Annotated in this window: 20 protein-coding genes, 3 tRNA genes and 1 other RNA gene; 5 read left to right on the forward strand and 19 right to left on the reverse strand. The window is 45.8% G+C overall.

The features are described 5' to 3' along the window. Positions 1 to 34: 34 nt before the first annotated feature. The 13 genes from HCN83_RS08820 to HCN83_RS08880 form a co-directional block, all read right to left on the reverse strand. Complete coding sequence (locus HCN83_RS08820) at positions 35 to 799, reverse strand: DUF92 domain-containing protein (protein WP_168006420.1); 765 nt, start codon at positions 797 to 799, stop codon at positions 35 to 37. Continuing rightward, complete coding sequence (locus tag HCN83_RS08825) at positions 796 to 1,347, reverse strand: 5-formyltetrahydrofolate cyclo-ligase (protein WP_281351714.1); 552 nt, start codon at positions 1,345 to 1,347, stop codon at positions 796 to 798. The genes HCN83_RS08820 and HCN83_RS08825 overlap by 4 nt, the downstream gene beginning before the upstream one ends. 94 nt (positions 1,348 to 1,441) lie before the next feature. Continuing rightward, positions 1,442 to 1,591 (reverse strand): 50S ribosomal protein L33, encoded by a 150-nt coding sequence (gene rpmG / locus HCN83_RS08830; RefSeq protein WP_168006422.1) that lies wholly within the window; start codon positions 1,589 to 1,591, stop codon positions 1,442 to 1,444. A 104-nt stretch (positions 1,592 to 1,695) separates the two neighbouring features. Continuing rightward, a complete protein-coding gene (locus tag HCN83_RS08835; RefSeq protein ID WP_168006423.1) occupies positions 1,696 to 2,184 on the reverse strand; it encodes an endolytic transglycosylase MltG in 489 nt (162 codons plus the stop codon). Positions 2,185 to 2,216: 32 nt separating this feature from the next. Then, positions 2,217 to 2,510 (reverse strand): hypothetical protein, encoded by a 294-nt coding sequence (locus tag HCN83_RS08840; protein ID WP_168006424.1) that lies wholly within the window; start codon positions 2,508 to 2,510, stop codon positions 2,217 to 2,219. 185 nt (positions 2,511 to 2,695) lie between these two features. Next, positions 2,696 to 4,750: a peptidoglycan D,D-transpeptidase FtsI family protein gene (locus HCN83_RS08845; RefSeq protein WP_168006425.1), complete on the reverse strand. Its 2,055-nt coding sequence runs from the start codon at positions 4,748 to 4,750 to the stop codon at positions 2,696 to 2,698. Positions 4,751 to 4,849: 99 nt separating this feature from the next. Further along, positions 4,850 to 5,036: non-coding RNA, 6S RNA (ssrS, locus tag HCN83_RS08850), on the reverse strand. Between the two features lie 231 nt (positions 5,037 to 5,267). Then, complete coding sequence (locus HCN83_RS08855; RefSeq protein WP_168006427.1) at positions 5,268 to 5,876, reverse strand: superoxide dismutase; 609 nt, start codon at positions 5,874 to 5,876, stop codon at positions 5,268 to 5,270. 337 nt (positions 5,877 to 6,213) lie between these two features. Next, positions 6,214 to 6,315 (reverse strand): iron-sulfur cluster biosynthesis family protein, encoded by a 102-nt coding sequence (locus HCN83_RS18385; protein ID WP_168006429.1) that lies wholly within the window; start codon positions 6,313 to 6,315, stop codon positions 6,214 to 6,216. A 224-nt stretch (positions 6,316 to 6,539) separates the two neighbouring features. Beyond that, positions 6,540 to 6,632: transfer RNA gene (locus tag HCN83_RS08865), tRNA-Ser, on the reverse strand. Positions 6,633 to 6,642: 10 nt separating this feature from the next. After that, positions 6,643 to 6,719: transfer RNA gene (locus HCN83_RS08870), tRNA-Ile, on the reverse strand. Between the two features lie 15 nt (positions 6,720 to 6,734). Then, positions 6,735 to 6,811, reverse strand: a tRNA-Met gene (locus HCN83_RS08875). A gap of 135 nt (positions 6,812 to 6,946) precedes the next feature. Beyond that, entirely contained in the window at positions 6,947 to 8,587 is a 1,641-nt protein-coding gene (locus tag HCN83_RS08880) for a Na/Pi cotransporter family protein (protein WP_168006431.1), read from the reverse strand. 256 nt (positions 8,588 to 8,843) lie between these two features. Between HCN83_RS08880 and HCN83_RS08885 the strand changes: the two genes are divergently transcribed. From HCN83_RS08885 to HCN83_RS08895, 3 genes are all read left to right on the forward strand, one after another. Next, a complete protein-coding gene (locus HCN83_RS08885) occupies positions 8,844 to 9,620 on the forward strand; it encodes a DUF1189 domain-containing protein (protein ID WP_168006433.1) in 777 nt (258 codons plus the stop codon). Positions 9,621 to 9,748: 128 nt separating this feature from the next. Beyond that, the gene (locus HCN83_RS08890; protein ID WP_168006435.1) at positions 9,749 to 10,084 is read left to right on the forward strand and encodes a helix-turn-helix domain-containing protein; all 336 of its coding nucleotides are present in this window, start codon (positions 9,749 to 9,751) and stop codon (positions 10,082 to 10,084) included. 128 nt (positions 10,085 to 10,212) lie between these two features. Continuing rightward, positions 10,213 to 10,434, forward strand: a complete 222-nt coding sequence (locus tag HCN83_RS08895) for a helix-turn-helix domain-containing protein (RefSeq protein WP_168006437.1) — start codon at positions 10,213 to 10,215, stop codon at positions 10,432 to 10,434. A gap of 139 nt (positions 10,435 to 10,573) precedes the next feature. Here the strand turns inward: HCN83_RS08895 and HCN83_RS08900 are convergent, their stop codons facing one another. Together HCN83_RS08900 and HCN83_RS08905 are read right to left on the reverse strand one after the other, a co-directional pair. Further along, positions 10,574 to 11,242: an NfeD family protein gene (locus HCN83_RS08900; RefSeq protein ID WP_168006439.1), complete on the reverse strand. Its 669-nt coding sequence runs from the start codon at positions 11,240 to 11,242 to the stop codon at positions 10,574 to 10,576. A gap of 234 nt (positions 11,243 to 11,476) precedes the next feature. Further along, positions 11,477 to 12,367 (reverse strand): DUF1002 domain-containing protein, encoded by an 891-nt coding sequence (locus tag HCN83_RS08905; protein WP_168006441.1) that lies wholly within the window; start codon positions 12,365 to 12,367, stop codon positions 11,477 to 11,479. A 269-nt stretch (positions 12,368 to 12,636) separates the two neighbouring features. On the opposite strand from HCN83_RS08905, the gene ispG reads away from it, so the two are divergent. Next, positions 12,637 to 13,746, forward strand: coding sequence for a flavodoxin-dependent (E)-4-hydroxy-3-methylbut-2-enyl-diphosphate synthase (ispG, locus tag HCN83_RS08910; protein ID WP_168006443.1), 1,110 nt, complete (start codon positions 12,637 to 12,639; stop codon positions 13,744 to 13,746). Between the two features lie 144 nt (positions 13,747 to 13,890). Further along, a complete protein-coding gene (locus HCN83_RS08915) occupies positions 13,891 to 14,472 on the forward strand; it encodes a hypothetical protein (RefSeq protein ID WP_168006445.1) in 582 nt (193 codons plus the stop codon). Between the two features lie 70 nt (positions 14,473 to 14,542). Here HCN83_RS08915 and HCN83_RS08920 read toward each other — a convergent pair whose 3' ends face one another. From HCN83_RS08920 to HCN83_RS08935, 4 genes are read right to left on the reverse strand one after another with little or no spacing between them, the layout of a single operon-like run. After that, positions 14,543 to 14,974, reverse strand: coding sequence for a Fur family transcriptional regulator (locus tag HCN83_RS08920; RefSeq protein WP_168006447.1), 432 nt, complete (start codon positions 14,972 to 14,974; stop codon positions 14,543 to 14,545). After that, positions 14,971 to 15,825, reverse strand: a complete 855-nt coding sequence (locus tag HCN83_RS08925; protein ID WP_168006449.1) for a metal ABC transporter permease — start codon at positions 15,823 to 15,825, stop codon at positions 14,971 to 14,973. Before HCN83_RS08925 ends, HCN83_RS08920 begins: the two co-directional genes overlap by 4 nt. After that, positions 15,810 to 16,670 (reverse strand): metal ABC transporter permease, encoded by an 861-nt coding sequence (locus tag HCN83_RS08930; protein ID WP_168006451.1) that lies wholly within the window; start codon positions 16,668 to 16,670, stop codon positions 15,810 to 15,812. Before HCN83_RS08930 ends, HCN83_RS08925 begins: the two co-directional genes overlap by 16 nt. Beyond that, positions 16,667 to 17,485, reverse strand: coding sequence for a metal ABC transporter ATP-binding protein (locus HCN83_RS08935; RefSeq protein ID WP_168006453.1), 819 nt, complete (start codon positions 17,483 to 17,485; stop codon positions 16,667 to 16,669). The genes HCN83_RS08930 and HCN83_RS08935 overlap by 4 nt, the downstream gene beginning before the upstream one ends. Between the last annotated feature and the right edge of the window lie 28 nt (positions 17,486 to 17,513).

Here is a 17,513-nt window from a genome sequence, read left to right on the forward strand (position 1 = left end):
ATTTGAAAAGAGACAGATCAATATTCCTTCACCCTTAAGTGAACAACATGACATAAATACCAGCGAGTACGGCAGCTCCAGAGGTGGCAATCAAGTTTACCATATCATTATTGATGCCGCTTATTCCTTTAACTGCCATCGCCTGTCTGCGGCAGTGCTCTGTTTTTTCTGTTAACGTGCCGCATTGCGGACATTTATACAGCAGCTGCATTTTTTCACCTGCAGCGGAGTCAATCAGCTGTCCGGTGAACCCTGCGGCTGCAATAAGGATAGCATGCTCTATCCGGAGCTCTGTGAACAGCAGCTGTGCTGCGGCTGCAGTCAATATGGCTCCTGCAAAAGCCCAGCTAGTTCCTTTCACTGTGATTCCGCCGGATATTCCAGCATCTACCCGTTTTCGCGAAAATATAAGCACTGCCGGACCTTGGGCGCTTTTTCCGGCAGCTGAGGCCCACGTATCAGAAGCAGCCGCAGACAAGGCTGCGGCAAAAGCAGTCAGCGCCGCTTCACTTGGATAGATACTATATATGATAGCTGCAAGAGCCGCTGCACCTCCGTTTGCGATCACCTGAGTTCCGTCACGCCTTGCCCCCTTCGCCTCCACCTCTTCAGCTGGACGAAATATACGTTCCAGCAGATAAGAGGAGATAAAGAAGAACCCAAGAAGGTATAAACCATTCCAGCCCAGTAACGAGACAGACAGCCCTACAGCAAGCGCTGCAGCTAGTCCGGTGATGGTAAGGAGCCTGCAGGCATAAGCGGCCGCAGCAGCAATGCAGGCAGCCAAAGAAGCGATCATTTTTTCTGCTCCTTTGCAACGAGCAGCTTTCCGACTGCTATATCATAAGCTTCAACCGGAAGGGAATCTATTAACTGGAATGGATAAACGAGTGATACCGTACTTCCGGAATAGTTACTCAAATATTTGTCAAAATAGCCGCCTCCATAGCCAAGCCGGTAGCCTGATGTGTTGAATGCGAGACCAGGTACGATGATCATATCGATGTCTTCTTTTTCCGCTAATTTTCCCGAAACGGGTTCCAGCAAGCCGAAGGGAGCAGCGACAAGCTCTTCCATTGCTGAAAAATAGCGAAATACCATCTTCCCTTTTTCCACAACTGGGGCAGCCGTAAGCTTACCTTCCTGCCAGGCACGTGTAATAACTGCCGATGTATCTGTTTCCGATCCTACAGAGACAGTTATCCCGATCGAATCTGCTTTTGCCCAGCTGGATTGATAAAACAGTTCATGCTGAAGCTGACGATCAAATGCTGCTCTGTCTTCAGCAGGCAGACTCTCGCGTTTTGCCTTCATATGCGCCCTCAAGCGTTTTTTATCCAACTTCATCACACCTTTCACGATCTATAACATCGGTAAGCAACAGGCATATACAAAAAAATCCCGGATTTCCTCGCAGGGAAATCCGGGTCCGTTTCAGCCGTTACTTCGTTTCACGGTGAAGCGTGTGGCGCTTAAGACGCGGGCTGTACTTTTTCAATTCCATACGGTCCGGGTTTGTACGCTTATTTTTTGTCGTAATATAGTTACGGTCACCTGTCTCAGTGCAGGCAAGAGTCACTTGTACACGCATATTAATACCCCTCCAAACTCATTTTTACTCATACCATAAAATAATAGCAGACTCTTTTTCACTTATCAAGAGAATCCGTAAAGGAATTTTCCTTTATACTGATTTTAATCTTCCGAAGGCGCCGAGGTAAACGTTTCAATCATTTCCATATAGTCCATGCTGCTGTTTAATTCAAAAGTTCCCTGCTGCAGCAATTCTTCTCTGCCGCTCTCCTGCCATTGATCCCGAAAATCACTTTCGTCTTCTACCAAGCGTGTCTGAACCAGGAAATCCGTTACATCGCCAGTCGTCATTCCCGATTCAACCGTTAAGAAAGTAATAATTTTCTCTTCAGCTGGCTCCTCCGTTTCATTTAACCGTGCATTTTCCTCCTGCGCTTCAGCAAGCTCCTCACGAAGGTTGCTTATCTCCAACTCCAAGGTAGCTGCCACTTCTTCGTCTGGACCCGGCTCCTCTGCAGCCGCTTCTTCTTCCTTCGCCTGCTCTGATTGAGATGAAGTAATGGAATCTGTTGACAAATACATGTTTACAGCCAAGAAAATTCCGGCTGCAAACGTAATAAACCCGGCCCCTTTATAGAAATCATTCGTCATTAGTAGAAACCCTTTCTGTATCTATTGTGCTGTTATCCAGCTAATATCCGTTCTATATCTTTTACGGGAACTCCCGTTTTATGCGAAATCGATTCCGGAGAATGTCCCTTCTCCTGCCAAGTCAGCAGCTCATCTCTGGAAACAACGGGCCCATCAATTCTTGCCTCCAGCTGTTCAATTTTTTTCTTAAGCAGGTAAACTTCCTGCATCATCTGTATAGACTGCTGCTCGAGCTGCCTGTCCAGTTGTTTATAAGGGTCTTTCTTTAAAAAAGCCACCGCGAAAAACAACGCAGAAAGAGAGAAAACGCCAATCAATATCCACATACATCGGTCATCCTTTACGATTTAGTTATCGGTCTAATATAAAACCGTTTACTATTATAACGAAGAACAGACGGAATTGCACGGCCCTTTCTGTACAAACATGAAAAGTACTATTTTCAGTCTGACCGACAAAACAGGCGGTCTCCTCTTAGAAAGAAACCGCCTGTTTATGGTCAGAATTATGATTAATCTGCGGGATCATTTTCAGGTTCATCGACTTCAGAACCGCCTTCCGGTCGCTCCGGTCCGCTGCGTTCTTCCTGGAGCTCGTAGTAGGCTTCCAGTGCCTGCTCTGCAATCGTATTCGCTATTCCGGAAGCATCAGAATCTGAATCCGCTCCCGGTACGAGAACAGCAAATGCTACTTCGGGGTCATCATAAGGAGCATAACCGGCAAAGGTCTGGTTGTTGGCATCCTGCCCATCCACTCGCACCTGTGCAGTACCCGTCTTCCCGGCAACTTCCACATCGAGGTCCTGGAAATAAGCTCTCGCTGTTCCCTGACTGCCGTTTACTACGCGGTAAAACCCTGTCTGAATCCGATCAAAGTACTGCTGATCGACGTTTATCGTATTCAATATTTTTGGTTCAAACTGATGTGCAATCGTGCCAAGTCCTCCGCTTTGAGGATCCGGCTCCAGTATTTCACTGACAACTCTCGGCGCAATCCGGACACCGTCATTTGCAATGACGGACGCATATTGTGCCAGCTGCATTGGCGTATACGTATCAAACTGACCAAACGAAAGGTAGAGCATGTTACCAGGGAACAGCGGATTCCCACCGTTGATTCCTGCTGATTCGCCGGGTAAATCAATCCCGGTTTCTACGCCAAGGCCAAACTGATGATAATAGGATCGTAATATATCGTAACCCTGTGTGAAATTGCCCCAGTTTCTGCCCGATACACCCGGCACATAGTCAACGAGCCTCATGGCAACCTCTACCATGTAAATGTTGGATGACCGTTCAAGTGCAGTCAAATCATCCACATAGCCCATGTTATTAACAGAGCTGATAGTAGGAGAGTCGGGCAGGTTAAGCGGGCGGTCATAAACACCTGATCCCGGCGGAAGCACGCCTGTATCATATCCGGCAAGAACCGTCGCCCCCTTCATCGCAGAACCAACCTCAAAACTCGCATTAAATGTGCGTAAATCTGCGGCTCCACCTCCAGCGCCGGCCATTGCCAGCACTTCACCAGTGTCAGGCTCCATCATCACCACGTAGGCATCCGGGTCACCGACGAAATCTCCAGAGCGGTCTTCCAGTACATCATCGATAACGGTGCTGATTTGCTGATAAAGCTCCATATCGAATGTCAGCTTCAGATCCTGCCCGCGGCTGCCCGGACTTTCGGAAGGCTGGCGGACTGTGCTTCCACTGCTGTCTAAATAGCTTTCGCGCTCGCCTTTACGTCCTCGCAGCACAGATTCATACTGTGCTTCAAGATAGCTGTTGCCTACCTCCTCATTTCGTTCGTACCCTTGAGCGAGATAAGCACTCAGATCATCGCGTTCAATCGAACCGACCGATCCAAATACGTTCCGGAGCTGATCCGCATAAACATACCGTCTGACGGAATCACGAATGATGTCAACGCCCTCTAGCTGATCGATGTGTTCCATGATCCGGGCCGCTTCCTCATACTCCACTCCGCGTTTCACTTTGTGTGGAACATCGTTGAATCCGGCATTAAGCTCACGCCATATCATAAACACTTCATAATCTGTATCGCTGAATGTGGCAAGTTCCTCTTCTGTAATCGATTCTATTCGATACTGATGAGCTTCTCCATCTGAAAGATCCGCTTCGCTCTGCTCTTCCAGCGACAGCTTTTCGAGGAACTCTTCCTCATTTAATAAAGACCAAAATTCCCTGCGTTCTCTGTCAAATCTCGTTTCAACGCCTTCAGTATCTAACGTGATAAATTCATTTAACCGTTCAGCAGTATCCAAAAGCGTCTCTTGAGGACGGTTCCTGTTTGTATATGTAACGGTCAGCTGAAGCTCGTTATCCACCAGTTTATTTCCGTACCGGTCATACATGAGCCCCCTCGGTGCCTCAACTGCTTCACTTGTACTGACTTCCCCTTCCAGCTGTTCCTGAAATCCTTCGCCCTGAACGATCTGCACGACCCCAAGCCGGAGCACCAGTATGGAGAACAACAGAAACACAACAAAAAACAAGATGTTCAGACGTATGGATAAATGAGATTTATGAATTAATTTATCGCTCATATCAGCCCTCTATTCACTTCTAATATATCGACCCGATTCTTCTGCCGAATAAAAAAATGTTCTAAAAAAGACTGCCGGTTTCACACCGCAGTCAATCAGGACAGCCCGCATGTGCGGTTATCTTCAAGATTTCACGAACCCGCCCTAGGCAGGTGGGTGCCTGCAGAAAAGCATTCAGCTTCCCTGAAATCCAGGGCATGCTGGCCGCTTTTCAATGTAAGGCTCCCAATGTGAATTGGTGTTCGGTTCGAATTAAACTGGAAGTTCACCAACACCGCAGGCATGTTTACTATGTAGTCTTATTATACAATAGCACCTCAATAGTCGCAATACTGTTTGCTTCAATCAGTCAGGGATAGACTGGACCGGCTGTTAAAAACGTATCGTCTAAGCTGCGCGTACAAGGTTGCTTTCGTACAATACGGCAGCTCCCTCGCAACGACCAATGAAATGTAATTAACCAGGAACTGGCCTGATTACAGCAAAAAAAGTCCGCCAAGTGGCGGACTTTTATCTATTACTTTGCTTCCTGATAGCGCTTTTCAACTTCGTTCCAGTCAATTACATTGAAAAATGCTTCAACGTAATCCGGACGCTTGTTCTGGTACTTCAAGTAGTAAGCGTGCTCCCAGACGTCAACACCGAGCAATGGCGTTTTGCCTTCGCTGATTGGCGTATCCTGGTTTGGAGTGCTGGTAATTTCTAACTGGCCGCCGTTAACAACTAACCAGGCCCAGCCGGAGCCAAAGCGAGTCAACGCTGCATTTTTGAATTCTTCTTTGAACTTGTCAAAGCTACCGAATGCAGAATCGATCGCTGATGCTACATCGCCCGATGGCGTTCCGCCGCCGTCCGGGGACATCAGTTTCCAGAAAAGCGTGTGATTGTAGTGACCGCCGCCGTTGTTACGAACTGGACCGCGTACACTTTCCGGAAGAGAGTTCAGGTCTGTAAGAAGGTCTTCGATGCTCTTGCTCTGAAGATCACTGTGTCCTTCCAGTGCATCATTCAGCTTGGTAACATACGTGTTGTGGTGCTTGCCATGATGAATCTTCATTGTTTCTTCATCAATATGCGGCTCAAGCGCATTGTGGGCATAAGGCAGATCTGGTAGTGTAAAAGCCATTCTTATCTCCTCCTGTTTTTCTGAATATATCGGCGCAGGTACGATGAATCAAATGTGCCTGCCTCACATACATTATCAAATATTCCACCCATCATCAAATGTTAAACCTCGCATTCTAATTCCAGTTCTGAAGTTTTATGGAAGGGCTCAGCATGCCTTCTGCTGATTTAAGCTGAAACCACTCTTTTTCCGGTCTGTAATCCAGTATGAGTTCCTTATGATAAAGCCAGTCCGGTCCCTTCTCAACAGCAGCAGCAAACGCAGATGATGTTTCGATTGATTCCGCCTCTACGGGCAGTTTTGTTACGGCAGCCAGCCTGACTACCCCGTTAATAACTCAGCCGGTCCCCTCTGTATCATACCAGATATACAGCACTTGATTTTGTGTAAGACGCTGCTGCAGCTTTTCCTCTGCTGCAGCACTGATGGTAAGCTTCATATATGAATGCCTCCTTTCTTTTTTCTTTTCTTACATTTTAGTACAAAGTGAAAAGAAAAAAAAAGAACCAATAAACTCATTGCAGAAACCCAGCGAAATATCTCTTGAATGACTTATTATTTTTATCTGGATTATCCTGAAATAGCATAAACGATTCAAAGCCAGCTTTAACTGAGGCTGATAATGAAAAAAAGCCCGCTTAAGCGGACTCTAAATGATATGTATGGAGGAGGAAGAGGGATTCGAACCCCCGCGGGCTTTGACACCCCTGTCGGTTTTCAAGACCGATCCCTTCAGCCAGACTTGGGTATTCCTCCGAAGGAAAAATGGTGGACCCTGCAGGACTCGAACCTGCGACCGGACGGTTATGAGCCGTCAGCTCTAACCAACTGAGCTAAGGGTCCAGCTAATTTGTGTATTGGTAGCGGCGGAGGGGATCGAACCCCCGACCTCACGGGTATGAACCGTACGCTCTAGCCAGCTGAGCTACACCGCCATTTGAACAAAGACAAGATATATCTTAGCATGAATAAATTAATACCGTCAACCGATTTTTTACAATCTCTATTTTAAAAAAGCTAACATTAAAAAGCCGCCCAGCAGGACGGCTTGATCTTTTGTAATACGTGAATTAATTTTCCTCTTCAGCTACTGCTTCAGCGATGTTTACAGCATGATCGCCGATTCTTTCAAGGTTACTGATCATATCGACAAAAACAATTCCTGCAGATCCGTCACATAAGCCTTCGTTTAGACGCATGATGTGCTTTTTACGAAGCTGACGCTCCATCTTATCGATTTGATCTTCTTTCAATATTGCAGACCTGGCAACGAGAATATCGTCATTTTCTAAAGCTGCAAATGACTCTTTCAGCGTATCAATCGTCAGTTCAAACATTTCTTTCAAATCATCCATCGCCGCTGTGGAAAGCTTAACCTTATTGGCGATTTGATACTCTTTCAATTCCACTAAGTTTTCCATATGGTCACCGACTCGTTCAATATCGCGGACCGTATCCATCAGCATGGAATGGTACCTTGAATCTGCTGCTGTTAGTGAGTTAGTAGAAATTCTCGTTAAATAATCTGTGATCTTCCGGTCTAAATTATTGATTGCATCTTCAAATTGATACGTCAGCTCTGCATGACGCTTTTGATTCGTCATCACAAAAGAGGATGCTTCTTGAAGACCCTGAGCAGAGAGTTCGCTCATGCGCAGCGTTTCTTTCTTCGCCTGTCCTAAAGCGATGGACGACGATTGAGAGATAATGCTCGGATCCAGATGCTGCGCTTTATATTCAATAACCGTTTCGTTGCCAGGAATCAGTTTCGTCACGATCAGTGCCAGCACCGCGACAAACGGCAGCTGTATTAGAACGTTCGACACGTTAAAGATACCGTGGGCAAACGCAATTGTCATTTCCGGATTTAACGCCAGTGATTCTTGCAAATATGCAACTAAATTCGTAAAAGGTACAAGTAAAATGAGCACAACAATTGTCCCCACCACGTTAAAGATAACGTGCGTCAAGGCTGCCCGTTTTGCTGCAATCGATGCACCGAGGGCTGCCAGAACGGCCGTAATCGTCGTCCCGATATTATCACCGAACAACACCGGCAGCGCTGCATTCAGGTCCAGTGCTCCCTGGGCGAACAGCTGCTGTAAAAGTCCAATTGCCGCCGATGAGCTTTGTACGCTTACGGTAAAGATTGTCCCGATTAACACGCCGAGAAACGGATTGTCACTCATACTGACGGTGAGATCCGCAAATGCCTGCAGCTCTCGCAGAGGCCGGAGCCCGTCCCCCATTAGGTTCAAACCATAAAACAACGCACCAAAACCAAAAAATACCTGCCCGAAATTATTTGCTTTTTTATTTTTAAAGAAGAAAATCAAAAATGTTCCAATTGTAAGAATTGGAAGTGCGTACTCGGATATGTTAAGTCCGATGATAAAGGCCGTGATGGTAGTCCCGATATTGGCTCCCATTATAACGCCGATTGACTGTCTGAGCGTCATAAACCCTGCGTTAACCAGTCCTATCGCCAGGACTGTCGTACCAGTACTGGTCTGAAGCAGCGCAGTGACTGTAATCCCGGCCAGTACACCCATCACCGGATTGCTCGTAAATTTATCTAGTATATCGCGAAGCTTGTCCCCTGCAACTTTTTGAAGGCCGTCCCCCATGTATTTGATTCCAAATAGAAAGATTGCCAGACCCCCGAAAAACATAAACAGTAAATCCCGCAGTTCCAGTTCCAACAACAACATCCCCCTGATTTCAGTCATATAGCTTTCGTGAACCGTTGTACATGCTACGCATCAATTGTTAATTATACGTTAACGTTTTGTAAAGATTTTATTAAGTTTATTAAAATCGCCTGCATTATTGTATCATGAGACGTTTTGAGCAAATCTGATGTATCTTCGGCATCATTCTGTGACGTATTAAAAGGACGTTTGTTGTAATTAACGGTGACGAATTGTAAAATGTACAGGCATGAGTTAATGCAGGGGGGACAGCGATATGAATATTTTTCAACAACTGATTAAAAGTACATATTCACCCGAAACAATAGCTAAATTCCGCATGGCTAAAATCGGAAGAACGATCCTTTACGTTTTTTTATTGATGCTGATTGCTTCTCTACCAGCTTTTATCGGGCTGTCAATTACGATTAGCAGCTTGTTTCAGGCAGGAAACGATTACTTAGATGAAATACCGGACTTTGATATTGAGAACGGTGTTCTGCAATCGGACCTTGACGAACCTTACATTAACGATGAAAACGATATGACGCTCGTATTTGATTCCACCGGAGAGCTTGGTGCTGAAGACGCTGATGATTATGGGAATGTTGTTGCCCTGCTTGAACGAGAGCTCATCTTTTCCGCAGGCGGACAGGCAGACCGGTTTACTTACCAGGAAATCGGACTTGATTTATCCAAACAGGAAATTGAAGGATTTTTCACGACACTTGACGATGTGTCACTTCTCATTATCTCGGTAGTACTTGCAGGTTTTTATCTATTTAATACTGCCCTGAAATTTATCGGCATTTTCGCTTTATCTGCAATCGCGCTCTTACTAAAGCGTAACAGAGCAGATCAGCTTCGCTATCGTCACTGCTGGGTGCTTGCCGCATACACAGTCACACTTCCGACGTTATTATTTGCCGTGCTTGAGCTGGCTGGCTTCCCGCTGCCATTTCCTGTTTCCTTTATCGTGTACTGGACGATTGCGATCGTCATGTTACATGCCGTACTGAAGCACGTGCCGGCACCCAAAAAAGCACCGGAATAATCACTGCCGCCGAATGTTAATGCGTTATAACGAATTATTTTTAAAATTCGGCGGTTATTAGTTTTCCGCCGGCCGTGAATGAGGTATATTATATAGTACAGGAACTGCATTGATGGAGGTGACCAGATATGATCGGAGCACGAGTAAGACAGCACCGGACTGCCCGGGGGTTTACGATGAGTGAACTTGCGGAGCGGGCTGGAGTGGCTAAATCCTATTTGAGTGCGATTGAACGGGACATTCAGACTAATCCTTCCATTCAATTTTTAGAGAAAATTGCTGCTGTGCTTGATATTGATATGAATGTTCTCTTAAAAGACCCTGCCGAGTACACCGCGGATGAAACAGCTGCGCTCGATGATGAATGGCAGAGTTTGATAGCAGAAGCGATGCATTCAGGCGTTTCAAAGGATCAATTCAGAGATTTTCTGGAGTATAACAAGTGGAAAATGAAGCAGAAATAGCTGCCGGTGAAACCGGCAGTTTTTTAGAACGATCGTTCTTTATTTCGCACAAATATGAGCAAATTACTGGACACCCACCAAATCGTGCGATATAATGAACTTATCCGTCACAGGAAGGTGGGTTTATGATGAGCATAGGTGATCTGATCCGTCATGAGCGCAAACGAAAAGGCTGGACGCTTTCCCAGCTCTCTCGCAGGACTGGCGTATCTAAATCTTATTTAAGTTATTTGGAGAGAAATCAAAAGAAAAATCCTTCTATTACAATTGTTAAACGGCTTTTCGTCGTTTTAGATATACCACTCGATAAAATAATGGATAAGGATGAGCAAAAAGCCGATTATTCTTAATCCTGTCAGCATGCAGGAAGGTTTCAGTAGTTCTACTGAAGCCTATTTTTTATCCCATTCCGCTGACCGATTAGGCTCTTAAGCAATAAATAAATTGTATAACAGAAGCGGCCCTGCACCGGAGTGCAGAGCCGCTTCATTACGAACTTTCAGACGTAGATTCTTCTTTTTCCTCCACCTCTTGTACTGGTGTAACAAGAATCCTTGTTCCATCAGCGGAAAGTACTTTTACACGTGTACCTTCCTTTACCCAGACATTATCAGACGTTGCGCTGTAATATTTACTGTCAATCTCTACTGTGCCAGTTGGTCTGAAAGGGGTTTTTGTCGTTCCTTCTTTTCCAACAAGTTCTTTGTAAGAATCATTCATGGAATTGTATCCGTCTTCACTTGAGAGACTGTCTTTCAGCATCATTTTGTCCCACATATTTCGCGCAGGAAACACTTTTGTAAACAAGTACGAAGTCGGAGCGGCGAACAAAAATGCCATTGCGACCAGAATGCCGTACGTTAAATCCGGAGCCGGGAGCGCCAGTCCAAATACCATCAGCAGTACACCGACACCAGCAATCGTGCCGTCAGTCGTCACTTTGCCGTCGAAAATAATAAGTGCAAGACCTGCTGCGTAGAGCAGAATGACCCACATTCCATCCGTACCATCAAGATGATACGTGAAGTAAAGCGACATGATTACAATTCCAATGACAGCAAACAGTCCACGTGCTCTTACCATCACTTCTCCAAACAAAAAGAGTGTGGCAAGGAAAATGACGAAAAATCCGATAACCGCCATATCAAGAAATTCCATATTGTGTCACTCCTTTAAGCGTTTCCGCTTTCATTTCTATTCTACCAGAATATCGTCTCTCTTATCACGTACGAGTAACCGAGTGTGAAAGTTTCATTTTTCTTTCTTCATTTTAGCATGATTCAGTCTCCACAATCGAAGAAGGTGTTTTGACGTATTATCTTTGAAGCAGTATTCCTTCTGAATCCATAAAAAAAGACCGGATCGCCATCCGGTCTTTCTCATTGTTCATAGTTAAGATTCTTCTGAACGAGATTGAAACCACCCAGTAATCGTGTCAAGCAGTCGATTGAAAAAGTCCAGAACAGATTGAATAACGGATTGCCCCTCTTCACTGTCTACAAAATCACCAATATTTGTACGGATGCTGTCTATTTGTGTGCGCACCTGATTCCAGTCAATATTCAAACCCCGGATTCGCTCAAAAAGCGAAACAAGTCCGTCAAGTTCTTCATCACTGAGATTCATCCCCAGCTCTTCAGCAATCCGCTGAATAAGTGCACGCAGATCTTCTTCTGTTTCCACATCTTCTTCTGCAAGCGCCTCTTTAATACGAGCCATAAGTTCTGTTGCATCCTCTACACCATACTCTTCACCAAGCTCGGCTGTTTTGACCAGCTCTTCGTTGGCCGCCTGCTTTTGCTCTTCCGGAATGTCCTCTTCTGTGGATTCCTCATACGCTTTAATCAATCCCGTCAGTGCGCCGGTACCGGACACATCAAATGGAGCCGTCACGTAAATATCCGCATCCTCAACGCCGGCTGTAATTAAGGCGTTTGCATACATTCCTTCAGATACCCATGTGATGCGGTTCGTTTCCACATCAATACCGGAACCAGACTCTCCCATCGTAATCTTGGATGAGGAAAGTGCTCTCGTTCCTATGACTGATGCATCGATATAATCCCCTAAGTATTGGTGTTCTTCATCATTAGAAACTGTAATAATATCAACGGTTCCTTCTTCCACATTCATTTCCTGAAGCAGCTCCTCGCGCTGCTGCGGATTAAGGTCCTCACCAAGCGTTACGATCTCTTCTCCTGTCACAGCATCAGCTGAGACGACGGACGTTAGTCCAAACCAGATTGCAAAAGTAGCTGCTGCTGTTTTCCACATATATTTCATAAGATGTCCCCTCTTTTCTTTCCATTCTTTACTTTCATTCCGTTCAATTTTACAGACGCTGATGCGCAAGGAAAGTTTCACCTCACATATATTTTGTCTTTACATGTTCTTTGGTTTTTCACGCACATACAAGAGGACAATCGATCACTTCATGAAAACTTTACACACCTGAAGGGCGGGAACGCTTGTAGTTTTCTGAAGGCGTTGTTACAATGTAGTGTGAATCAGACGTTTATTCGTTCGATATTGGAGAAGGAGCGATGCTTAACATGACGCAGTTTACCCATAGAAAAAATACACGCCCGGTAAAAGTAGGACCATTAACGATTGGCGGCCGGGATGAAGTCATCATGCAGAGCATGACTATGACGAAAACACATGATGTTGAAGCTACTGTAGCTGAAATCCTGCGGCTTGAAGAAGCAGGCTGTCAGCTGGTTCGAGTCGCTTGTCCGAATATGGAAGATGCAGAAGCTATTCCTGAAATTAAAAAACGCATTAACATACCGCTTTGTGTCGACATACATTTCGATTATAAGATGGCGTTAAAAGCGATTGAAGGCGGAGCAGATAAAATCCGCATCAATCCAGGCAACATCGGTCGCCGCGAGAAAGTGGAGGCGGTAGTGAACGCCGCGAAAGAAAAAGGAATTCCGATCCGCATCGGAGTGAACGCCGGCTCACTGGAAAAGCGGATTCTCGACAAATATGGATATCCTACAGCAGACGGCATGGTTGAAAGCGCGCTGCATCACATTAAGATTTTAGAAGATCTTGATTTCCATGATATTATTGTGTCCATGAAGGCTTCAGACGTTCACCTTGCGATTGAAGCTTATGAAAAAGCGGCTGAGGCTTTTGATTATCCCCTCCATCTGGGCATTACGGAATCCGGAACCCTTTTTGCCGGTACGATCAAAAGCGCAGCCGGTCTCGGTGTGCTCCTGCATAAAGGAATAGGCAACACGATGCGCATTTCCTTGTCCGCTGATCCAGTGGAAGAAATCAAAGTGCAGAAAGAACTTCTGAAAAGCTTCGGACTGGCTGCTAACGCGGCGACTCTCGTTTCGTGTCCGACCTGCGGCAGAATCGAAATTGATTTGATCAGTATCGCCAATGAAGTAGAAGAGTATCTTCAGAACATTCACGCACCGATTAAGGTTTCCGTATTGGGCTGTGCGGTTAACGGTCCCGGCGAAGCGAAGGAAGCCGATATCGGAATTGCCGGTGCCCGGGGCGAAGGGCTTCTCTTTATGAAAGGAAAAACGATTCGAAAAGTTCCTGAAGAAACAATGGTTGAAGAATTGAAGAAGGAAATCGATAAGCTTGCTGAAGAACATTATGAAAAGCAGCGACTTGAACAGGAACAAAACGCCTAATCTTTTTTAACGGTGTCCGGAACGGCTTAACAGCCAGGTTCCGGACTTTTTTATAGGTGAAACAGCCGGGTATTGATTTTACCTGGCGAGACGTGCACAATAGACACTAGTAATGAAAAGCTTCGTGCAGAAAGGGCGATCTCATTGGCTCATTATCGATTTGGAATTGACATTGACGGCACAGTAACTCACCCGGGAACATTTATCCCGCACTTAAATAAACATTTCAACAAAAATCTGACGCTTGATGATTTGACCGAGTATGACTTAACACGTGTATTGGGCGTTACAGAAGCGGAATTTTGGAAATGGATGGAAAAACATGAATCGACACTTTACCGGCAGTCGGTGCTTGCCGATCAGGCACTTGAAACGCTGAACAACTGGAATCGCCAGGTGGAATTGTTTTATATCAGCGCCCGCCCGGATTATTTATATCATGTTACGGAAGAATGGTTCGAGCGTCTCAACGTACCTTACGACCATATCGAACTTCTCGGTCAGCATGACAAAATTGCAGCCGTGCGTGAGCATAAAGTAGACACATTTTTTGAAGACAAGCATGATAATGCCGTTAATATTGCGGAAGAATTTAAAATCCCCGTTATCTTGATGGATACACCATATAACCAGAAGGCTATCCCGGAAAATGTTCATCGGGCGAGAGACTGGACCCACGCCCGGAGCATTGTGAACGCGCTGTTTACACCCACTATGAGCCGCTGATTATCAATACTCTCCATTATTTAACGTAAAAGGAGCCGGAGATCAATTGATCTCCGGCTCCTTTCTGCATTTATCGAACAGCGGAATCCTTTTTCATGCTGCACTGCTCACAGTATCCGTATATTTCGAATTTATGCCCTGTTACCTGAAAGCCCGGAGCCCCAGGTGTGTCATTCATTGGACAATGGTGAATATGCTTCGTTTTTCCGCAATCCAGGCAGATGACGTGGTGATGGTGGTGATCGGTGGAACAGCTGAATCGGAAGCGCTTCTCCCCTTCGAGCTCCGTTGCTTCCAGAATATGAAGCTCAGTAAACAGAGAGAGATTGCGGTAGATCGTATCAAAGCTCATTCCTTCATACGTATCCTGCATATGTTCCAGTACATCTTTTGCGGCGAGATACCTGCTCTCATCAGAAAACAGCTGCAGCATATCCTTTCGTTTATCCGTGTATTTATACCCATTTTGTTTTAATTTATCCATTGCTTCCTGAACATTCATGCGGCATGCTCCTTTCGCTCTGAACGATTCCAGAGATTCTGCAGCTTTTTTACGAAAAACGCTGCTGCCAGCAGAAGAACTCCCATCACAACGATGGCTCCTCCAGTAGCAATATTCAAGTAATACGACGCGGTGATTCCACCGACTACAGCTGCCTCTCCAAATAGAATACCAAGAATAAGCACTTGACGAAAGCTTTTTGCAAAAAGGATCGCCGCAGCAGTCGGCAGCGCAATTAACGCCCCAACGAGTAAAATCCCGACAACTTTCATCGACATGGAGATCACAAGCGCTGTTAAAACAGAAAAAAGAAAGTTGATCTTTTTAACACCGATACCTGAGCTGGAAGCAAATTCCGGATCAAATGAGATCGAAACAAGCTCTTTGTAAAATAAAAGAATTACGATCAAGGCTGCAGCTCCAGTTAGAAAAATAAAGCCGAGATCTGCTGTCGTAACCGTTATGATGCTTCCAAACAAATAGGCATACCACTCTGTATAGCCGGTATCTGCCAAACTAATAAGCAGTGCGCTTACCCCTACTCCGCCTGACAGTATAATCGGGATCGCGAGCTCTTCAAAATGCCGGTAGACCTGACGCAGTTTTTCAATCAGCAGTGAACCGCCAAGCGAAAACAGAAACCCTGCATAAAGCGGATTAAACCAGGGAGCAACCTGTGTTACCAGCACCCCGGCCGTGATTCCGGTCAGCGTGACGTGCGAGAGTCCTTCTGAAATAATTGTCATCCGGCGGACAAGCAAAAATGCGCCGATCACAGGACTGATAAACCCAATCAGAAGGCCTGCTGCAATGCCCCGTTCGAGGAAGGAAAGATTCAGGATGATGTCCATACTGGTTTCTCCTTTCGCTTCAAAAAGCGGTCAGCAGATAAGACAGCCCCGAGAATAAGCAGATTAATAACGACAATCATTCCACCCGGAGCAGCGTCTGCATAGAACGCAGCTGTCATACCGGCGATGACAGACAGCTCTCCAAAAAGTACGGCGAATAAAAACAGCTGTTTAAACGAAGCGGCAATCCGCATCGCTGCTGCTACAGGAAGTGTCATCAGGGCAGAAACGAGGAGGATGCCTACGATTTGCATGGATATTCCAATGACAACCGCCGTAATGACAATAAACATCAGATGCAGAGCCCGTGCCGGAATTCCTGAAAGCACCGCCTGCTCCTCATCGAAACTGAGGAAAAACAACTCTTTATAAAACAGCAGCAAAAGCAGTGACACAACGGCGGTCAGCACTGCAACTGCAGTAAAATCATTTCTGGAAACAGCGGCTACGCTCCCGAATAAATAGTTAAATAAATCCGTAGTGAAGCCATCTGCAAGTGAAATAAAAACGACGCCGATGCCGATACCAGCTGATAAAATGACCGGAATTGCAAGCTCTTTATAATATGCATATGATTTTCTGAGCTGCTCTATCATCAGGGAACCGGCAACTGCAAATCCCATCCCGGTATATACGGGATTGATCGCAGCAAAAGCAGGATAATAGCGAGCCATCATCATGCTGAATGCAATACCTGTCAGCGTTATATGAGACAGGGTATCAGCAAGCAGCGCCAGCCTTCTGACCACAATAAAGACGCCGACTAACGGCGCCAAAATGCCGATCATTAACGATGTGTAAAAGGAATAGCGCAGGAAATCATACTGAAAAAACACATCAATCATTTCACTGCCTCCGAACGATCATGATCGTGATGATGATCATGATGGCCGTGATCATGATTGTGCTCGATTACGGAGACATCATGTCCGTACATCGCCCGCATCATTTCGTCCTTGTTGGAAATAAACTCACCTGTAGCACCGTGAAAGTGCAGGCATTTATTCAGGCAGGCTACATCGGTTACATAGTCACTCATGGCGCCGATATCATGCGTCACGAGCAATAAAGTAATTCCTTTGTTTCGATTCAGTTCCTTCAGCAGCTCATAAAAGTTTCTCACAGAGTCAGCATCCACTCCGACAGTAGGCTCATCAAGAATAAGCAGTTCCGGTTCGCTGACCAGCGCCCTCGCAATAAAAACCCGCTGCTGCTGTCCGCCGGAAAGCATACCGATTTGCCTGCCGCTGTATTCTTCCAATCCGACGAGCCGGAGCGCTTCCATTACCCGGTTTTTATGCTTTTTTTTCATAAACCGGAACAACCCAATCTTGCCATACAGCCCCATCGAGACAACTTCAAAAACTGTTGCAGGAAAGCCGCTGTTAAAGCTCCCCGCTTTTTGGGAAACAAAACCGATTCTGTTCCAGTCACGAAACGATTGGACCGGGGTTCCAAATAATTTGATCGTTCCTTCATCTGCTTCAAGCAGACCGAGCAGAAGCTTCATCAGCGTCGACTTACCCGACCCGTTCGGACCTACGAGCCCTAAAAAGCTTCCTGGTGCCACACTTAACTGTATATCTTCCAGTACAGGTCTGCTGCTGTAGCCGAATTGAACCCCTTGAAGTTCGAGTACGGCTTCACGATCAGCACTCATATAGATCAGCCTGCCCTTCATTTAGTAA

It is taken from the genome of Alkalicoccus luteus (assembly GCF_012034335.1).
GTDB lineage: Bacteria > Bacillota > Bacilli > Bacillales > Salisediminibacteriaceae > Alkalicoccus > Alkalicoccus luteus_A.